Source organism: Streptomyces similanensis (genome assembly GCF_039543625.1).
GTDB classification, from domain to species: Bacteria; Actinomycetota; Actinomycetes; order Streptomycetales; family Streptomycetaceae; genus Streptomyces; species Streptomyces similanensis.
In genome coordinates this window covers 47,857-65,732 of record NZ_BAABKC010000128.1, presented here as the reverse complement: position 1 = coordinate 65,732, position 17,876 = coordinate 47,857, and the positions used below count along the sequence as shown (strand labels likewise).

17 protein-coding genes are annotated in these 17,876 nt (G+C 74.0%); 8 read left to right on the top strand and 9 right to left on the bottom strand.

Going from position 1 to position 17,876, the window contains the following annotated elements; translation table 11 throughout:
• Window positions 1-152: 152 nt before the first annotated feature.
• From ABEB07_RS34810 to ABEB07_RS34795, 4 genes are all read right to left on the bottom strand, one after another.
• Window positions 153-944: an ATP-binding cassette domain-containing protein gene (locus ABEB07_RS34810; protein ID WP_345672031.1), complete on the bottom strand. Its 792-nt coding sequence runs from the start codon at window positions 942-944 to the stop codon at window positions 153-155.
• Window positions 941-1,990 (bottom strand): ABC transporter permease, encoded by a 1,050-nt coding sequence (locus ABEB07_RS34805; RefSeq protein WP_345672030.1) that lies wholly within the window; start codon window positions 1,988-1,990, stop codon window positions 941-943. Before ABEB07_RS34805 ends, ABEB07_RS34810 begins: the two co-directional genes overlap by 4 nt.
• Complete coding sequence (locus ABEB07_RS34800; protein WP_345672029.1) at window positions 1,987-2,991, bottom strand: sugar ABC transporter substrate-binding protein; 1,005 nt, start codon at window positions 2,989-2,991, stop codon at window positions 1,987-1,989. The genes ABEB07_RS34805 and ABEB07_RS34800 overlap by 4 nt, the downstream gene beginning before the upstream one ends.
• Before the next feature lie 179 nt (window positions 2,992-3,170).
• On the bottom strand, window positions 3,171-3,920 hold the full coding sequence (locus ABEB07_RS34795; protein ID WP_345672145.1) for a GntR family transcriptional regulator: 750 nt from the start codon (window positions 3,918-3,920) through the stop codon (window positions 3,171-3,173).
• A gap of 118 nt (window positions 3,921-4,038) precedes the next feature.
• Between ABEB07_RS34795 and ABEB07_RS34790 the strand changes: the two genes are divergently transcribed.
• The 3 genes from ABEB07_RS34790 (at window position 4,039) to ABEB07_RS34780 (ending at window position 6,993) form a co-directional block, all read left to right on the top strand.
• A complete protein-coding gene (locus ABEB07_RS34790; protein WP_345672028.1) occupies window positions 4,039-5,058 on the top strand; it encodes a Gfo/Idh/MocA family oxidoreductase in 1,020 nt (339 codons plus the stop codon).
• A 62-nt stretch (window positions 5,059-5,120) separates the two neighbouring features.
• Window positions 5,121-6,086: an NADPH:quinone reductase gene (locus ABEB07_RS34785; RefSeq protein WP_345672027.1), complete on the top strand. Its 966-nt coding sequence runs from the start codon at window positions 5,121-5,123 to the stop codon at window positions 6,084-6,086.
• Window positions 6,087-6,171: 85 nt separating this feature from the next.
• A complete protein-coding gene (locus ABEB07_RS34780; protein ID WP_345672026.1) occupies window positions 6,172-6,993 on the top strand; it encodes a 3-oxoacyl-ACP reductase family protein in 822 nt (273 codons plus the stop codon).
• A 142-nt stretch (window positions 6,994-7,135) separates the two neighbouring features.
• Here ABEB07_RS34780 and alc read toward each other — a convergent pair whose 3' ends face one another.
• Both alc and allB read right to left on the bottom strand, forming a co-directional pair.
• Entirely contained in the window at window positions 7,136-8,251 is a 1,116-nt protein-coding gene (gene alc, locus ABEB07_RS34775) for an allantoicase (RefSeq protein WP_345672024.1), read from the bottom strand.
• 93 nt (window positions 8,252-8,344) lie between these two features.
• A complete protein-coding gene (gene allB, locus ABEB07_RS34770) occupies window positions 8,345-9,679 on the bottom strand; it encodes an allantoinase AllB (RefSeq protein WP_345672023.1) in 1,335 nt (444 codons plus the stop codon).
• A gap of 226 nt (window positions 9,680-9,905) precedes the next feature.
• On the opposite strand from allB, the gene ABEB07_RS34765 reads away from it, so the two are divergent.
• On the top strand, window positions 9,906-10,706 hold the full coding sequence (locus ABEB07_RS34765; RefSeq protein WP_164585724.1) for an IclR family transcriptional regulator: 801 nt from the start codon (window positions 9,906-9,908) through the stop codon (window positions 10,704-10,706).
• Window positions 10,707-10,783: 77 nt separating this feature from the next.
• On the opposite strand, the gene ABEB07_RS34760 is transcribed toward ABEB07_RS34765, so the two are convergent.
• Both ABEB07_RS34760 and ABEB07_RS34755 read right to left on the bottom strand, forming a co-directional pair.
• Window positions 10,784-11,470: an ABC transporter ATP-binding protein gene (locus ABEB07_RS34760; protein ID WP_345672022.1), complete on the bottom strand. Its 687-nt coding sequence runs from the start codon at window positions 11,468-11,470 to the stop codon at window positions 10,784-10,786.
• On the bottom strand, window positions 11,467-12,501 hold the full coding sequence (locus tag ABEB07_RS34755) for an ABC transporter permease (protein WP_345672020.1): 1,035 nt from the start codon (window positions 12,499-12,501) through the stop codon (window positions 11,467-11,469). The genes ABEB07_RS34760 and ABEB07_RS34755 overlap by 4 nt, the downstream gene beginning before the upstream one ends.
• A gap of 134 nt (window positions 12,502-12,635) precedes the next feature.
• Between ABEB07_RS34755 and ABEB07_RS34750 the strand changes: the two genes are divergently transcribed.
• Together ABEB07_RS34750 and ABEB07_RS34745 are read left to right on the top strand one after the other, a co-directional pair.
• Window positions 12,636-13,844, top strand: a complete 1,209-nt coding sequence (locus tag ABEB07_RS34750; protein ID WP_345672018.1) for a sensor histidine kinase — start codon at window positions 12,636-12,638, stop codon at window positions 13,842-13,844.
• A complete protein-coding gene (locus ABEB07_RS34745; RefSeq protein ID WP_345672017.1) occupies window positions 13,841-14,509 on the top strand; it encodes a response regulator transcription factor in 669 nt (222 codons plus the stop codon). Before ABEB07_RS34750 ends, ABEB07_RS34745 begins: the two co-directional genes overlap by 4 nt.
• A gap of 295 nt (window positions 14,510-14,804) precedes the next feature.
• On the opposite strand, the gene ABEB07_RS34740 is transcribed toward ABEB07_RS34745, so the two are convergent.
• Window positions 14,805-15,092, bottom strand: a complete 288-nt coding sequence (locus tag ABEB07_RS34740; RefSeq protein WP_343235958.1) for a DUF5955 family protein — start codon at window positions 15,090-15,092, stop codon at window positions 14,805-14,807.
• A 169-nt stretch (window positions 15,093-15,261) separates the two neighbouring features.
• On the opposite strand from ABEB07_RS34740, the gene ABEB07_RS34735 reads away from it, so the two are divergent.
• Complete coding sequence (locus tag ABEB07_RS34735) at window positions 15,262-15,987, top strand: nucleotidyltransferase family protein (RefSeq protein WP_345672015.1); 726 nt, start codon at window positions 15,262-15,264, stop codon at window positions 15,985-15,987.
• A 222-nt stretch (window positions 15,988-16,209) separates the two neighbouring features.
• Window positions 16,210-17,835 carry a malate synthase A gene (gene aceB / locus ABEB07_RS34730; RefSeq protein ID WP_345672014.1) on the top strand — a complete coding sequence of 542 codons (1,626 nt, stop codon included), beginning with the start codon at window positions 16,210-16,212 and terminating at the stop codon, window positions 17,833-17,835.
• The last annotated feature ends 41 nt before the right edge of the window (window positions 17,836-17,876 follow it).

Genomic DNA, 17,876 nt, shown 5'->3' with positions numbered 1-17,876 from the left:
GTAGGGGTGTTGTAGGGGACGGGAAAGGGACGCGTGATCGTTTCCGGTGCGCCGCATGGCGTCTTCGGGCGTCGCGCACCGGTTCCGGGCGCCCGGGAACGCCGCCGGGCGCCGCCGGCGCCGGGGCCGTGCCCCGGCGGTCCCGGCGTGCCTCAGCCGCGCCTGAGCTCGTGGACCAGGGCGTCCAGGTCGCCGCCGCCCGCCATCTGCTTGGTCAGCTCGTCCAGGGTGATCTCGTCGCGTGTGTGGTTGCCCACCATCGCGCCGCGCCGCAGCAGGACGAAGCGGTCGCCGACGAGATACGCGTGGTGCGGGTTGTGGGTGATGAGGACGACACCGAGACCCTGGTCGCGGGCCGCGGCCACGTACTTCAGGACCACGCCCGACTGCTTCACGCCGAGGGCCGCGGTGGGCTCGTCCAGGACGAGGACCTTGGCGCCGAAGTGGACGGCGCGCGCGATCGCCACGCACTGGCGTTCGCCGCCCGACAGGGTGCCGATGGGCTGGTCGACGTCCCTGAGGTCGATGCCCATGCGCAGCAGCGCCTCGTGCGTGGTGCGGCGCATGAGGTCGACGTCCATGCGCTTGAAGGGGCCGGCGCCCTTGGTGGGCTCGGAGCCGAGGAAGAAGTTGCGCCACACCGGCATCAGGCCCACGACGGCCAGGTCCTGATAGACGGTGGCGATGCCGCGGTCCAGGGCCTCGCGCGGGGAGGAGAGCCGGGTCTCCTCGCCCTCGACGCTCAGGGCGCCGCCGTCGTGCCGGTGCAGACCCGAGATGATCTTGATGAGGGTGGACTTGCCGGCGCCGTTGTCGCCCAGGACGCAGGTGATCTCCCCGGCGTGCACCTCCAGGGAGACGCCCTCCAGGGCGCGGACGGTGCCGTAGTGCTTGCTGACGTCGGACAGCTCGACGAGCGCCGTACGTGCTTCGGTCTCGGTCATTTGGCGGCCTCCGCCCGCTTGCGGACCCAGGCGTTGAGCAGGGTCGCGAGGAGCAGCATGGCTCCGAGGAAGAACTTGAACCAGTCGGGGTTCCACTCGGCGAAGACGATGCCCTTGCTGACCATGCCGAACAGGAGCGCGCCGACGGCCGAGCCGACGGCGCTGCCGTAGCCGCCGGTGATCAGGCAGCCGCCGATGACGGCCGCGATGATGTAGATCAGCTCGTTGCCGACGCCCTCGCCCGACTGCACGGCGTCGAAGGAGAACAGCAGGTGCTGGCCGGAGATCCAGGCGCCCAGGGCGACGCCCATGTAGAGGCCGATCTTGGTCCGGGTGACCGGTACGCCGACCGCGCGGGCCGCCTCCTGGTTGCCGCCGACGGCGAAGATCCAGTTGCCGGTGCGGGTGCGCAGCAGGATCCAGGAGGCGACTGCGACCAGGCCGAGCCACCACAGGATGGTGACCTTGAAGTCGACGCCGCCGATGCTGAAGGTGGAGGCGAAGACGGCGTGGGCGGCCGGGAAGCCCTCCATGTCGCCGATCGTCTTGGTGGAGACGGTGTCGTCGATCAGCTTGGTGAAGCCTAGGTTCATGCCGGTCAGCATCAGGAAGGTGCCCAGGGTGATGATGAAGCTGGGCAGCTTGGTGCGGGTGAGCATGAAGCCGTTGAACGCGCCGATCGCCAGGGTGACCAGCAGGGAGACGCCGACGCCGACCCAGACGTTGGCGGTCATCTGGTAGCTGAACATCGAGGAGACCAGCGCCGAGGACGTCACCATGACGCCGGCGGACAGGTCGAACTCGCCGCCGATCATGAGCAGCGCGACCGGGACCGCCATGATGCCGATGGTGGAGGACGCGTACAGGACGGTGCTCAGGCTGGAGGCGCGCAGGAAGCCGTCGGCGGCGAAGGCGAAGAAGACCAGGACGGCGACGGCGCCGACGACCGAGCCCAGTTCGGGCCGGGCCAGCAGCTTGTGCAGCGGCGAGCCGTGCGGGGCCCGCTTCCCGGCCGCGGTCTCCGGCGTGCTCGTGGTGGTGCTCATCGGGTGCCCCGCTCCGCGTACTCCTGGAGGGCGGCCGCCTGGTCCTTGGTGACGATCTGCGGGCCGGTGAGCACCGGCCGGCCGCCGCCGAGGACGTCGCCGTTGTACTTGTAGAGCCACAGCAGGTCGATGGCCTCGTAGCCCTGGAGGTAGGGCTGCTGGTCGACGGCGAAGCCGAGGGTGCCGTCCTTCAGCTCGCCGGCCACCTTGGCGTTGAGGTCGAAGGTGTCGATCTCCGCCTTGCTGCCCGCGTCCGTCTTCGCCTTCACGGCGGTGTCGGCGTAGGGGGCGCCGAGCGTCACGACGGCGTCGATGGACTTGTCGGCCTGGAGCTTGGCGCCGACGGCGGACTGGACGTCGGGCATGTTGGTGCCGTTGACGTACAGGTTGTCCACCTTGCCGTCGAAGGTCTTGGCCACGCCGGCGCAGCGCTGCTCGTGGCCGACGTTGCCCTGCTCGTGCAGGACGCACAGCGCCTTCTTCTTGCCGCGCTTGGTCAGCTCCTCGCCGACGGCCTCGCCGGCGACGGTCTCGTCCTGGCCGACGTGGGTGAGGGCGCCGAACGCCTTGGACTCGGCGGAGCCGGAGTTCACCGTGATCACCGGGATGCCGGCCTTCTCGGCGCGGGCCACGGCGGCCTTCATCGCGTCGGGCTTGGCGAGGGTGACGATGATGGCGTCGACCTTCTTGTCCACCGCCGCGTCCACGAGCTGCGCCTGCTGCTGCGCCTCGTCGTCGTGCGAGTACAGGAAGTTGATGTTGTCCTTGATCGCGGCCTGCTTGGCGCCGCTCTGCACGATGTCCCAGAAGGTGTCGCCGTCACCGGAGTGAGTGATCATCGCGAAGGTCCAGCGGGGGGTGTTCACCGCCGACCTGCCCTGGGCGGCCGCGGCCTTGCGGGCGTCCTCCGCCCGCTTGCCGCCGGTGCTGCTGCACCCCGCCAGGGACAACGACAGTGCCCCTGCGAGCGCGATGCCTACCCAAGTTGGAAACCGTGCCACGAGGCCGTTGCCCTTCTCGTCTTCGAACGTACATACGGGGCCGATGGAATTCCATCAGGCCCCAACCTCCCATTATCGAACACGAACACGGAAGGGGGCGCGGGCGGGAAGCCGTGACGGCTTGGTATGTCCGGACATCGTGACGTCGGCGGGCACGCGGCGGGCACGCGGCGGGCGGCTCAGGACCGGGCCAGGAGCTGGAAGTCGAAGGAGTAGCGGGAGGGCCGGTAGGCGTGCGCGCCGAACTCGACCGCGCGCCCGGTGTCGTCGTAGGTGGTGCGCTCCATGGTGAGCAGCGGGGCGCCCTCCGCCTCCTCCAGCCGTTCGGCCTCCGCGGACGTGGCGGCGCGGGCGCCGATCGACTGGCGGGCGCTGTGCAGGGTGATCCCGGCGCAGCGCAGCAGCCGGTACAGGCCGGTGGCCTCCAGGCGGTCCGTGTCCAGGTCGAGCAGGCCGGCCGGCAGATGGTTGACCAGGTATGCGATCGGTTCGCCGTGCGCGAGGCGGAGCCGTTCGACACGGTGCACGTCGGCGCCCTCGGTCACCCCGAGCACTCCGGCGAGGTCGGCGGAGGCCGGCACCAGCGCGTTGACCAGGACCCGGCTGGTGGGCCGCTGCCCGGCGGTCTCCAGGTCGTCGTAGAGGCTGCTCAGCTCCAGGGGGCGGCTGACCCTGCTGTGCACGACCTGGGTGCCGACCCCGCGGCGGCGCACCAGCAGGCCCTTGTCCACCAGGGACTGGATGGCCTGGCGGACGGTGGGCCGGGACAGACCGAGCCGCGCGGCCAGCTCGATCTCGTTGCCCAGCAGGCTGCCGGGAGTCAGCGCGCCCTGCTCGATCGCCGCCTCCAGCTGCTGTGCCAGCTGGAAGTACAGGGGTACCGGGGAGCCCCGGTCCACCCGGAGCCCGAGCGTGGCGGTGGGGTCCACTTGAGGTTTCGGCACGGGCCCGAGGGTAGTCCGGCGGCAGGTTGACGGAAAGTCGTGTAGTCCGATTGTCCGGACATAAGGATTGACAGCGTCCGGTCTCCGCCCCCACCTTGTTGCCATGCGCATCGGGGTCATCGGCACGGGCCGCATCGGCACTTTCCACGCGAGGACGCTCAGCCGTCACCGCGAGGTCGGTTCCCTGATCCTGACGGACGCCGATCCGGCGCGGGCCCAGGAGCTGGCGCACCAGCTGGGCGAGACGGCGGCGCCGGGGGTGGACGAGATCTTCGCCTGGGGCGTGGACGCGGTGGTGATCGCCACGGCGACGTCGGCGCACGCCGAACTGATCGGACGCGCGGCGCGCTCGGGTCTTCCGGTCTTCTGCGAGAAGCCGGTCGCGCTGGACCTGCCCGGCACGCTCCAGGCGCTCGCCGAGGTGGAGCGCGCGGGCACGACCTTGCAGATGGGCTTCCAGCGCCGCTTCGACACCGGGTACGCCGGCGCCCGGGAGGCCGTGCTCGCCGGGCGCCTCGGCCGGCTGCACACCGTCCGGGCGCTCACCTCCGACCCGGCGCCGCCGCCGGCCGGCTGGCTGCCGCTGTCCGGCGGGCTGTTCCGGGACACGCTGATCCACGACTTCGACATGGTGCGCTGGGTGACCGGGCGGGAGGTGCGGGACGTGTACGCCGCCGGGTCGGACGCGGGTCCGGCCGCCTTCCGCGACGCCGACGACCTGGACACGGCCGCCGCGGTGCTCGCGCTGGACGACGGCGCCCTGGTCGCCGCCACGGCGACCCGGCTGAACGGCGCGGGCTACGACGTGCGCATGGAGCTGGCCGGGGAGCTGGACCAGATCGTGGTCGGCCTGGACGACCGGACGCCGATCGCGTCCACCGAGCCGACCGGGCCGCCGGCCGCGGACAAGCCGTGGACCGGGTTCCTGGAGCGGTTCGGCCCGGCGTACGAGGCCGAGCTGCGCGCCTTCGTGGAGGTGGTGCGGGGCGAGCGGGCCAACCCGTGCGACGGCCGCGAGGCGCTCCAGGCCCTGCGCGTCGCCGAGGCGTGCGAGCGCTCCCGCCGCGAACACCGCCCGGTGCCCCTGGCGGAGATCCCGGACGCCGGGCCGGGGACGCGCTAGACGCACCCGGTCCCCTGCCCTTCTGTGGTGGCCGGCCGGCCCGGGTGGAAGACTGGACCGCGATGCGTGCCGCGTACATCGAACGACTGGGGCCGCCCGAGGTCATCCGCTGGGGCGAGCTGCCCGACCCGGCGCCCGGGCCGGGCGAGGTGCTGGTGGACGTCCGGGCGACCGTGGTCGATCCCGTGGACACGTTCGTCCGCTCCGGAGTGTTCCGTACGCCGCTGACCTTCCCGTTCGTGATCGGGCGCGACCTCGTGGGCGTCGTGGCCCGTGCCGCGCGCGGTTTCGCGGCGGGCGAGGCGGTGTGGTGCGACAGCCTCGGCCACGGCGGGCGGCAGGGCCCGACCGCCGAGCGGGCGGCGGTGCCGGCCGACCGGCTGTACCGGCTGCCGGCCGGGGTGTGTCCGCAGGACGCCGTGGCCGTGCTGCACCCCGCCGCCACCGCCCATCTGGCCCTCTTCGCGCACGGCGGCCTGCGGCCGGGCGAGACGGTGCTGGTCGGCGGCGCGGGCGGCAACGTGGGCGGCGCGCTGGTGGAGTTCGCGGCGCGGGCCGGGGCGCGGGTGCTGGCCACGGCCGCGCCGCGCGACCACGCCCGCGTCCGGTCGCTGGGCGCGGCGGAGGCGGTGGACTACCGCGCGCCCGGCCTGGCGGAGCGGCTGGCGGCGCTCGCTCCCGAGGGTGTCGACGTGCTCGTGGACACCTCGGGACACAACGATCTGCGCGCGGCGGTCGCCCTGCTCGCCCGGCGCGGCCGGATCGTGCTGATGTCCGGCGCGCGCGACGAGCCGGTCCTGCCGGCCGGTCCGCTGTACATGAAGGACGGCTCCGTGCGCGGCTTCGTCATCTCGCACGCCACGGTCGCGGAGCTGGCCGGGGCGGCTCAGGCGGTCAACGAGCGTCTCGCCGCGGGCGGGCTGCGGCCGCGGGCGGTGGAGTACCACCCGATGAGCGAGGCGGCCCTGCTGCACGACCGGATGGAACGGGGCGAGCTGCACGGACGGCGCGCGGTGCTGCGGCCCTGACCGCGCGGGCCCGGGACCGGGAGGCCGTGACGTCGGTGTCCGTTCGCCGCCAGCGTCCGCGCGGCCCGGCGGCTGGGATGGGGGCATGACTTCGGAAACGAACACCAACGACACCAGCGACACCAGCGACACCAGCAGCACCAACGGCGCGCACGGTGCCGCCGAGGGCGCCGGCGGCGAGTCCCGGGTGGCCCTGGTGACCGGCGGCAGCCGCGGGATCGGCGCGGCGACGGCGGTGCGGCTGGCCCGCACGGGACACGACGTGGCGATCACCTACGTCAACGGGAAGGAGGCGGCCGAGGAGGTCGTGGGAGCCGTGCGGCGGCTCGGGCGGTGGGCGGTGGCCCTGCGCGCCGACGCGGCGGACCCGCGGGAGGCCGAAGAGGTGGTGGAGCGCGCGGTGGCCGAGCTGGGCCGGCTCGACGTGCTGGTGAACAACGCGGGGGTGGGCGTGCTGGGGCCGGTGGAGACGCTGTCGCCCGAGGACGCCGACCGGGTGCTCGCGGTGAACGTGCGGGCCGTCTTCCTGGCCTGCCGCGCGGCCGTGCCGCGACTCGGGCGGGGCGGCCGGATCATCACGGTGGGCAGTTGCATGGCCCAGCGCGTGCCGGGGCCCGGCGGCGCCCTCTACACGATGAGCAAGTCGGCGCTGATCGGGCTGACCAGGGCGCTCGCCCGGGAGGTGGGCCCGCGCGGGATCACCGCGAACATCGTCCACCCCGGTCCGATCGACACCGACATGAACCCCGCGGACGGGCCGTTCGCGGCCGGCCAGGCGGCGATGACGGCCCTGGGCCGGTACGGCACCGCCGAGGAGGTGGCGTCGCTGATCGCCTACCTCGCGAGCGCCGACGCCTCCTACGTCACCGGCGCGGAGTTCCCGGTGGACGGCGGCCACGCGGCGTAGCCGCCGCCGTCCGGCCGGTGCGGGCGGACCGCGACGGCGGCTACGGCGGCTACGGCGGCTACGGCTACGGCTACGGCTACGGCCGGAAGGTGACGCGGGGCGCTCCGGTGCTGTCGGGCCGGGCGCCCCGCGGGTCGGTGGGTCAGCCGCCGAGTTCCTGGTGGCGGGCGGCGAGGCGGGCGGTGCCCTCCTCGGTCAGGGAGCCGAACAGGCGCAGCCGGGAGATGCCTCCGTCCGGGAAGATGTCCACGCGCGCGTGCGTGCCGACGGCGGGCGCGGGCAGCACGAAGCGGTGGTTGGTGTCGGGCTGGAGGCGGGTGCGGGGCAGCACCTCGACCCACTCGCCGTCCTCGCCGTCCCGCACCGACACCGAGGCCCAGCCGGCGCTGTTGCCCTTGAGGTAGGCGGTGTCGATCTCCAGGGCGCGGATCTGGGACTGGGCCACCAGCTGGTAACGGATCCAGTCGTTGCCCTGGTCGCGGCGGCGGCGGGTCTCCCAGCCGTCGTCCATCTTGCGGGAGCGGCCCGGCTGGATGGTGTTGGTGGCCGGCGAGTAGAAGAGGTTGGAGGCGTCCTCGACCCGGCCGCCGTTCTCCAGGGCGACCACGTCGAAGGCGCCGAGCACGGCCAGCCACCGCGGGTCGGGCACGACCTCGCCGTACACGCGCAGCCGGGCGATGCCGCCGTCGGGGTGCTGGTTGACGCGCAGGTGCGTGAAGCACTGCTCGACCGAGACCTCGAAGCCGTTGGCGGCGTGGCCGCCGACCGCGGTGCGCGGCACGAGGGTCGTCCACTTGACGTCGTCGGCGAGGAGTTCCTCGGGCGACGGGGAGCCCGGCACGCGGGCGGCCTCGACGGACACGGCCTGCGGGTAGTTGCCGCGGAAGTGCGCGGTGTCGACGACGACGCCGCGTACGACGCCCGGCGCGCCGAGCCGGACCAGCGCCCAGTCGTGATCCTCCGCGGTGGGCCACGGGTGGTCGGCCGAGGCGCCGCGCCGGCGCCGGGTCTCCCAGCCGTCCATGACCTTGCCCTTGTGCCCGAAGTGTTCGGGGTCGAACTCGGCGCGCTCGGGCACCAGCAGGTTCTCGCGCTGGGCGAAGAACTCGTCGTTGGCGGCGATCACACCGGCGCCGAGGTGGCGGTCGGCGAGGTTGACGTACTGGGTGAAGGGGAAGTCGGCGGTGCGGTAGTCCGCGTACGGGTCACCGCCTCCGTAGGGGTTCGCGTCGCCGGTGAAACGAGGAGTCGCCGTCACGGTGATCAGTTCTTCCTTTCGGGAGCCGGCCGTGGGCCGGTGCGGATGCGGTGCGTTCACGGTGCGGACGCGGTGGCACGCGCGGGAGGTGGCTCAGGGGCGGGTCAGCAGGCGGCCCTTCGGTGCGGTGAACTCGCCGTCGGCGACGATGCGTTCGCCGCGCAGCCAGGTCGACTTCACCACGCCGTGCAGGGTGCGGCCGGCGTACGCGGTGACGCGGTTGCGGTGCTGGAGGGCGGCCGGGTCGACGGTGAACGTCTCCTCGGGCGCGAGGACGGCGAAGTCGGCGTCCCGGCCGGCCTCGACGGCGCCCTTGTTGCCGAGTCCGGCCAAGGCGGCGGTGCGCCCGGACATCCAGCGCACGACGTCCTCCAGTCCGTGGCCGCGCCGGCGCGCCTCGGTCCACACCGCGGACAGGCTCAGCTGGAGCCCGGAGATGCCGCCCCAGGCGGTGGCGAAGTCGTCGGTCTTCAGGTCGACCGTGGAGGGCGAGTGGTCGGTGACCACGCAGTCGATGACGCCGTCGGCCAGCGCCTGCCAGAGCAGGTCCTGGTTGGCGGCCTCGCGGATGGGCGGGCAGCACTTGAACTCGCTGGCGCCGTCGGGCACTTCCTCGGCGGTCAGGGTCAGGTAGTGCGGGCAGGTCTCGACGGTGATGCGCACGCCCTCCGCCCTGGCCTCGGCGATCAGCGGCAGCGCGTCGCTGGAGGACAGGTGCAGCACGTGCACGCGCGCGTTCAGCCGCTTGGCCTGCGCGATGAGCGCGGCGATGGCGGTGTCCTCGGCGTCGCGCGGCCGGGAGGCGAGGAAGTCGGTGTACTTGGGGCCGCCGTGCTGCGGGGCGGCGGCGAGGTGGTGCGGGTCCTCGGCGTGCACGATGAGCAGTCCGTCGAAGCCGGCGATCTCGGCGAGGGAGACGGCGAGCTGGTCCTGCGTCAGATGCGGGAACTCGTCCACGCCGGAGGGCGACAGGAACGCCTTGAAGCCGAAGACCCCGGCGTCGTGCAGCGGGCGCAGGTCCTTGACGTTGTCGGGCAGGGCGCCGCCCCAGAAGCCGACGTCGATGTGCGCCTTGTCGCGGGCCACGTCCTGCTTGACCCGCAGGTTGTCCACCGTGGTGGTGGGCGGCAGGGAGTTGAGCGGCATGTCGACGAGAGTGGTGATGCCGCCGGCCGCCGCCGCGCGCGTGGCGGTCCAGAAGCCCTCCCACTCGGTGCGGCCGGGGTCGTTGACGTGCACGTGGGTGTCGACCAGGCCGGGCAGCAGGACGTCGTCGCCGAGGTCTTCCAGCCGGGCGCCGGCGGGGAGGTCGGCGTCGTGGGGCAGTACGGCCGTGATCGTGCCGCCGGCGACCGCCACACAGGCGGCGCGCGTCCCTTCGGGCGTGACGACACGCGTCGAGCGCAGCACCAGTTCAGCGTCGGACACCCGGACCCCTCTCCTGCTTCAACATTCTGTTGAAGGAGTCTTCACTCCCGTCCAGACCCCGTCAAGAGGCACACTGCTGTACGGATGTCTGCCGGGCTTACTCTGGACGTTTCCACAAAGCGGAATTAGAATTCCAACAGACAGAACGTAGTTCCGTACAGGCAGGGAGTCAACCGCCCCCCGGGTAGGCTTTGGCCCTTCCTGCCCGCCCCGAAAGGAACGCGCCGTGCCGACGTCCAGCGCCAGCACCACCGACTCCGCCAAACCCGCCGCCAGCGGTGGGGTCCAGTCCCTCGAGCGCGCCTTCGACCTGCTCGAGCGGATGGCGGACGCGGGCGGCGAAGTCGGGCTGAGCGAGTTGTCCGCGACCAGCGGACTGCCCCTGCCCACCATCCACCGGCTGATGCGCACCCTGGTGGCCTGCGGCTACGTCCGCCAGCAGCCCAACCGGCGGTACGCGCTCGGCCCCCGTCTCATCCGGCTCGGCGAGTCCGCCTCCCGGCTGCTGGGCACCTGGGCCCGCCCCTACCTCGCCCGGCTGGTGGACGAGACCGGCGAGACGGCGAACATGGCACTGCTGGACGGCGACGAGATCGTGTACGTCGCGCAGGTGCCCTCCCGGCACTCGATGCGGATGTTCACCGAGGTCGGCCGGCGGGTGCTGCCGCACTCCACGGGCGTCGGCAAGGCGCTACTCGCGCACACCCCGGAGGACGAGGTGCGCGCCCTGCTCGCCCGCACCGGCATGCCCGCCGCCACGGAGAAGACGATCACCACCGCGGACGGCTTCCTCGCGGCCCTGTCGGACGTGCGCCAGCTCGGCTACGCCATGGACGACAACGAGCAGGAGATAGGGGTCCGCTGCGTCGCGGTCTCCGTCCCCGACTCCCCCACCGCCGCCGCGATCTCCATCTCCGGTCCGGCGGGCCGGGTCACCGAGTCCGTGACCGAGCGCATCGTCCCGGTCCTCCAGCAGGTGGCGGCGGAACTGTCCCACGCCCTGACCAACCCGGGCCCGGCGGCCTGAGCCCGCGCCGGCCTGAACCCGCGTCCGGCGGGCCGGGCCGGCCCGGTGCTCCGGCGGCCCGGGCCGGGCCGGGTCCGCTACCCGGTGGGCGCGGCGAGCCGCCCGTCCCGCATCTCCCGCACCGCGTCCGCCGCGTCGAGGTGGCCGCGGTCGTGGGTGACCAGGACGGTGGCCGTGCCCCGGTCGCGGGTGAGGCGGACCAGCAGGTCCAGGACGGCCGCGCCGCGTTCGTGGTCCAGGGCGCTGGTCGGCTCGTCCACCAGGAGCACGGACGGCTCGTTCATCAGCGCGCGGGCGATGTTCACCCGCTGCCGCTGACCTCCGGAGAGCTGGTGCGGCCGCCGGTCGGCCCGGTCGGCGAGTCCGACGGCCGCCAGCAGCTCCCTCGCCCGCCCGCGCGCCGCGCGCCGCGCGGCCGTACGGCGTCCGTCCAGACGGGCCATCACCTCCAGTTGCTCGGCCGCCGTCAGGGACGGCAGCAGGTTCGGCTGCTGGAAGACGATGCCGATGCTGCGCCGCCGCAGCACGGCCCGCTCGGCCGCGCTGAGCCCCGCGGTCGCCGTGCCGGCCACGCACACCCGGCCGCCGTCCGGCGTGATCAGGGTGGCGGCGACCGCGAGCAGGCTGGACTTGCCCGAGCCGGACGGCCCGACCACCGCCGTGAGCGAGCCGGCGGGCACTGCGAGGCCGACCCGGTCCAGCGCGGTCAGCCGGCCTTCGCCGTCCGGATAGGTCAGGGTCACGTCGTCGAGGACCAGGCTCATCGCACGCCTCCCAGCGCGGTCAGCGGATCGACGGCGGTGATTCGCCGGACGGCCAGGCCCGCGCCCAGCATCCCCAGGCCGGTCATCACGGCGGCGGGCCCGAGCAGGGTGGCCGGGGCGAGCACGAACGGCACCGAGCCGCCCGCGACCAGGGCGCCGGCCAGCGCCGCGAGTGCGGACCCGAGGAGGGTCCCGGCGACCAGCAGCACCGCCGCCTGTCCGAGCGCGTCGCGCAGCAGGTACCGGGTGGCGGCCCCGAGCGCCTTGAGCACGGCGATGTCGGCGGCCCGCTGGATCGTCCACACCGTGAAGAACGCGCCGACGACCAGCGCGGAGACGGCGAACAGGAAGCCCCGCATCAGCCGCAGCGAGCCGTTCTCCGCCCGGTAGGAGCCGATGGCGGTGAGCGCGTCGCCCTTGGCTAGAGTCCTCGTCCCGGCGGCCCGGTCGGCGGCGGCGACGTCGGCGCCGCCGGTGCGCAGCGCGATCACCGTCGCCCGGCCCCCGTCCCACGCCGTCCACACCACGGGCGTATGGCTGTAGGAGGCGCGGCCCGAGACGGCGGCCACCGTCCAGAAGGCGGCGCCGAGCCGGACCCGGTCGCCGGGCCCGGCGCCCAGTGCGGCGGCGGCCTTGGCGGAGAGCACGGCCCGCCCCGGCGCGAGCCCCGGCGGCGCGATGCCGGACGCGGGCCGTACGGCGAACACCGACACCGCCGCCGTGCGGTCGCCCGCCGCCGCGTCGACGGTGCGGATCGCGACCGGCTCCGCGTACGGCACCCGCGCGGCCCACCGCTGCACGGCGGCCGGCGCGAGCGAGGAGCCGGTGAAGGACACCGGCCGGCCGCCGGGCGGCGCGGCGAAGGCGAGATGGTCGGCGGGCAGGCCCTCGACGGCCGAGGTGTTCTCCTCGGCGAGCCCGGCGGTCAGCCCGGACAGCAGCCCCACGAGCAGGGTGATCAGTACGACCACGGTTCCCATCAGGGCGAACCGCCCCTTGGCGAACCGGAGGTCTCTCCATGCGACGAACATGCCGCAACCCTGCGCGCGGCGGCCCTCGCCGGGCATCGCGCCCGGGCACGCTTCGGCCGCGCCGAAGGGCGGGCCCCGGATTCCACCTTTCGGTTGACGGGCGGCGCGCGGCGCCCGCTTACCCTGGAGCGGTCATGGACGCCCACCCCCACTCCCCCGTCGTCGCCGCCCTGCGCCGGTGCCTGTACGCGCTGTTCGCGGGCCTGCTCGCCCTCGCCGCGGTGCGCGCGCACGGACCGTCGGCGGTCGCGACGGTGACGGCGGCGCTCGGCACCGGCGCGGTGCTGGCCGCGGGCGCGCCGAGCCGGGCCGTACGGCGTTCCCGGCGCGCCGCGGCGCTGTGGCTGGCGCTGCTCGGCGCCTCCTGGCTGGTGCTGCTGGTGTTCTCCCCGGACGGGCTGTGGGCGGCGTTCCCGCTGTACTTCCTCCAGCTGCACCTGCTGCCGGCGCGCTGGGCGCTGCCCTCGGTCGCGGCGACCGCCGCCGCGGCCATCGCCGGTTTCGTCGGGCACGGCGGACAGGTCACGCCGGGGGCGTTCATCGGGCCGCTGCTCGGCGCGGCGGTCGCGGTGGCCACCGTGCTCGGCTACGAGGCCCTGTACCGGGAGAGCGAGCGGCGGCGCGAGCTGATCGAGGAGCTGGTGGCGACCCGCGCCGAGCTGGCCGCCGCCGAGCGGACGGCGGGCACGCTGGCGGAGCGGGAGCGGCTGGCCCGGGAGATCCACGACACGCTCGCCCAGGGGCTGTCCAGCATCCAGCTGCTGCTGCGCGCCGCCCAGCGGGCGGTGCCGGGCGGCTCCCCGGCCGCCGCCCACATCGAGCAGGCCCGTGCCACCGCGCAGGACAATCTCGCCGAGGCCCGCCGTTTCGTGCACGCGCTGACCCCGCCGGACCTGGAGCGCGGCTCACTGGCCGGCGCACTGGAGCGGCTGTGCGCGCGGACGGCGGGGCCGCCCGCGGTCCGGTTCTCGGTGAGCGGCGCGCCGGCCGGACTGCCCACCCCCTACGAGGTGGCGCTGCTGCGGATCGCGCAGTCCGCGCTCGGCAACACGCTGCGGCACGCCCGCGCGGGGCGCGTGGAGGTCACCCTGAGCTTCATGGACACGGCGGTGGCGCTGGACGTGGTGGACGACGGGGTCGGCTTCGTGCCGGACGCCGCAGTGGCCGCCGTGGGCGGGGGCGGCGCGACGGCGGGCGGCGCGGCGGCGGGCGGTTTCGGGCTGCCCGCGATGCGCTCGCGCGCCACGGCGCTGGGCGGCACGCTCACCGTGGAGTCGGCGCCCGGCCAGGGCACGGCGGTGGCGGTCACCCTGCCCCGCCCCGGGCCGCGGAGCGCCGTATGACGCCGGAGCACGTGGCCGAGGAGGGCGGGCCGGTCCGGCTGCTGCTGGCCGACGACCATCCGGTGGTCCGGGCGGGACTGCGGGCCGTGCTCTCCGCCGAGCCGGACTTCGCGATCGTGGGCGAGGCGCCGACGGCGGAGCGCGCCGTGGAGCTGGCCGCCGCGGGCGGGATCGACGTGGTGCTGATGGATCTCCAGTTCGGGCCCGGCGGGGCGCACGGCGCGGAGGCCACGGCGCGGATCACCGCCCGGCCCGGCGCCCCGCGCGTGCTGGTGCTGACCACGTACGACACGGACGCGGACATCCTGGCCGCGGTGGAGGCGGGGGCGGCGGGCTATCTGCTGAAGGACGCCCCGCCGCCGGAGCTGGCCGCGGCGGTGCGCACCGCCGCCGCCGGCCGCTCGGCGCTGGCCCCGGCCGTCGCCCACCGGCTGATGGACCGCATGCGGACGCCGGCCGCCGCGCTCAGCCGCCGCGAGCTGGAAGTGCTGGAGCTGGTCCGCGACGGGCTGTCCAACCTGGAGATCAGCAAGCGCCTGTTCCTGAGCCAGGCCACGGTGAAGTCCCACCTGGTGCACGTCTACGCCAAGCTGGGCGTGGAATCGCGCACGGCGGCGGTGGCGGCGGCGACGGAACAGGGCCTCGTACGGCGGCACAGGCCCTGATCCCCGCGGCGCGACGCAGGGCACGGGCACCACGACGGCACGCGCCCGGGACGCCATGGCGGCACGCGCCGTGAGCACCACGACGGCGCACCTGCTGAGCCCCCGACGACGGCACGGACCCTGAGCCCTGCGACGGCGCAGGGCAAACGGGCACCACGGCGGCACGGCGCGTGGACGCCGCGGCGGCGCAGACCCCGAGCACCACGACGGCGCACGTGCTCAGCGCTGCCGCGGCGGCTCGGGCTCCGAGCCCTGAGGCCGTGCGGGCGCCCGTCCGTCGGCGGCGCCGACCCGCTCAGCGGCGCGGCGGCTGTCCGAACAGGTCCACCGCGGTCCGCACCTGCGCCAGGCCGGGCCCGAGGGCGCTGACCGAGCCTATCGATCCGGCGATGAGCAGCAGCGAACGGCGCAGTCGCGGAATCTCGGGGGCGCCGTGGGCGGCCATCGCGGCGAGCGCGGCGAGTTCGTCCTCGGCTATGGAGCGGTCGGCGAACTCCGCCGGATGGGCGGCCAGTTCGCGGCGTAACCGGGACACGGCGGTGCGCAGTCCCGCCACCCTCGGGTCCTCTTCGCTGCCCGTCACCGGCCGCTGGCCCAAGCTCCGCAACACAGCCCTCCCCCTCGCACTTCGTCGTGCGCAGTCCCCGGACGCGGGTAGTAAACGACACCCGGGGCGGGGCGCGCCAGCACGGGGACCGAAATTCAGCCCCACGACACCGCGCCGCCGTGCGGCGGTCAGGTATGCAGGACGCATGACACGCACAGACGACGAGGCAGCCCGGACGCACCGGACGACCGGGACGCACGAGACGACCGGGGCGCGAGGAGCGACCGGGACGCACCAGACAGCCGGGGCGCACGAGACGGCCGGGGCGCGGGAAGCCGCCGGGGCGCAGGAGGTGGCCGGGCTCGTGCTGGCGGCGGGCGGCGGGCGGCGGCTCGGCGGACGCCCCAAGGCGCTGCTCACCCACCGGGGCCGGCCGCTGGTGGAGCACGCGGTCGCCGTCCTGCGGGCGGCCGGCTGCACCCGGGTGCACGTGGTGCTGGGGGCGCGGGCCGGCGACGTACGGGAGCGGGCGCGGCTGGCGGACTGCGTGCTGGTGGACAACCCCGCCTGGGAGGAGGGCATGGGGTCCTCGCTGCGGGCGGGGCTCGGCTCGCTGGCCGGCTCACCGGCGCGGGCGGCGCTGGTCTGCCTGGTGGACCAGCCCGGGATCGGCGCGGCGGCGGTGGGCCGGGTGCGGTCCGCGTTCCGGGACGAGACGTCGCTGGTGGCCGCGGCGTACGAGGGGGTGCGCGGGCATCCCGTGCTGTTCGGCGCGGCCCACTGGGCGGGCATCGCGGCCAGTGCGACCGGCGACCGGGGCGCGCGCGCCTACCTGAAGGAGCACGCGGCGGCGATCACGCTGGTGGAGTGCGCGGATGTGGCGCAGGCGTACGACATCGACACCGAGGCCGACTTGGCGCACCTGGAGTGAACGGCGTGGCACTGAACGCCACGATTCCTCGACTCAGAGAATCTCGACATCAACAAACCATTGAACTTCCACCATGAGGAAACTAGTATCCACTGATCAGAAGCGCCTGGCCGATCCGAGGGCGCCATATACCCCATTCGTGTCGCTTGGCATCCAGTGCCACGGCGCGGTGGCGGTGAACGTGGTTCGCTGAAGAAGCTCCCCCGAAGGAAGTGACAGCTCATGTCCGCACCAGCGCCGTCCCCGCTGGCCATCGTCGACGCCGAGCCCCTGCCCCGGCAGGAGGAGGTCCTCACCGAAGCGGCGCTCGCCTTCGTGGCGGAGCTGCACCGGCGGTTCACGCCGCGCCGCGACGAACTCCTCGCCCGCCGGGCCGAGCGCCGCGCCGAGATCGCCCGCACCTCCACCCTCGACTTCCTCCCGGAGACGGCCGCGGTGCGCGCGGACGACTCCTGGAGGGTCGCCCCGGCCCCCGCGGCCCTGAACGACCGCCGGGTCGAGATCACCGGTCCCACCGACCGGAAGATGACCATCAACGCGCTCAACTCGGGCGCGAAGGTCTGGCTCGCCGACTTCGAGGACGCCTCCGCGCCCACCTGGGAGAACGTCGTCCTCGGCCAGCTCAACCTGACCGACGCCTACACCCGCCGCATCGACTTCACCGACCCGAAGTCCGGCAAGTCCTACGCCCTGCGCCCGGCCGGCGAACTGGCCACGGTCGTGATGCGCCCGCGCGGCTGGCACCTGAACGAGCGTCACCTCGTGGACGCCGACGGCCGTCAGGTCCCCGGCGCGCTGGTCGACTTCGGCCTGTACTTCTTCCACAACGCGCAGCGGCTGCTGGACCTCGGCAAGGGCCCCTACTTCTACCTGCCGAAGACGGAATCGCACCTGGAGGCCCGCCTCTGGAACGAGATCTTCGTCTTCGCCCAGGACCACGTCGGCATCCCGCAGGGCACCGTCCGCGCCACCGTCCTGATCGAGACGATCACGGCCGCGTACGAGATGGAGGAGATCCTCTACGAACTGCGCGACCACGCCGCCGGGTTGAACGCCGGCCGCTGGGACTACCTGTTCTCCATCGTGAAGAACTTCCGTGACGGCGGCGAGAAGTTTGTCCTGCCGGACCGCAACGCGGTCACGATGACCGCCCCGTTCATGCGGGCGTACACCGAACTCCTGGTGCGCACCTGCCACAAGCGCGGCGCGCACGCGATCGGCGGCATGGCGGCGTTCATCCCGTCCCGCCGGGACGCCGAGGTCAACAAGGTGGCCTTCGAGAAGGTCCGAGCCGACAAGGACCGCGAGGCCGGCGACGGCTTCGACGGCTCCTGGGTCGCCCACCCCGACCTGGTGCCGATCGCCATGAAGTCCTTCGACCGGGTGCTCGGCGAGCGGCCGAACCAGAAGGACCGGCTGCGCGAGGACGTCGACGTGCAGGCGGCCGACCTGATCGCGATCGACTCGCTCGACGCCAAGCCGACGTACGCGGGCCTGGTCAACGCCGTCCAGGTGGGCATCCGTTACATCGAGGCGTGGCTGCGCGGCCTGGGCGCCGTCGCCATCTTCAACCTGATGGAGGACGCGGCCACCGCCGAGATCTCCCGCTCGCAGATCTGGCAGTGGATCAACGCGGGCGTCCAGTTCGAGAACGGCGAGAAGGCCACGCCGGAGCTGGCCCGCACGGTCGCCGCCGAGGAACTGGCCAGGATCCGCGCGGAGATCGGCGAGGACGCCTTCGCCGCCGGCAACTGGCAGCAGGCCCACGACCTGCTCCTCCAGGTCTCCCTGGACGAGGACTACGCCGACTTCCTGACCCTGCCGGCGTACGAGCGGCTGAGGGGCTGAGCCACGGGTGTGAGCGGTCCCGGGGCGTCCGGGGCCGCTCA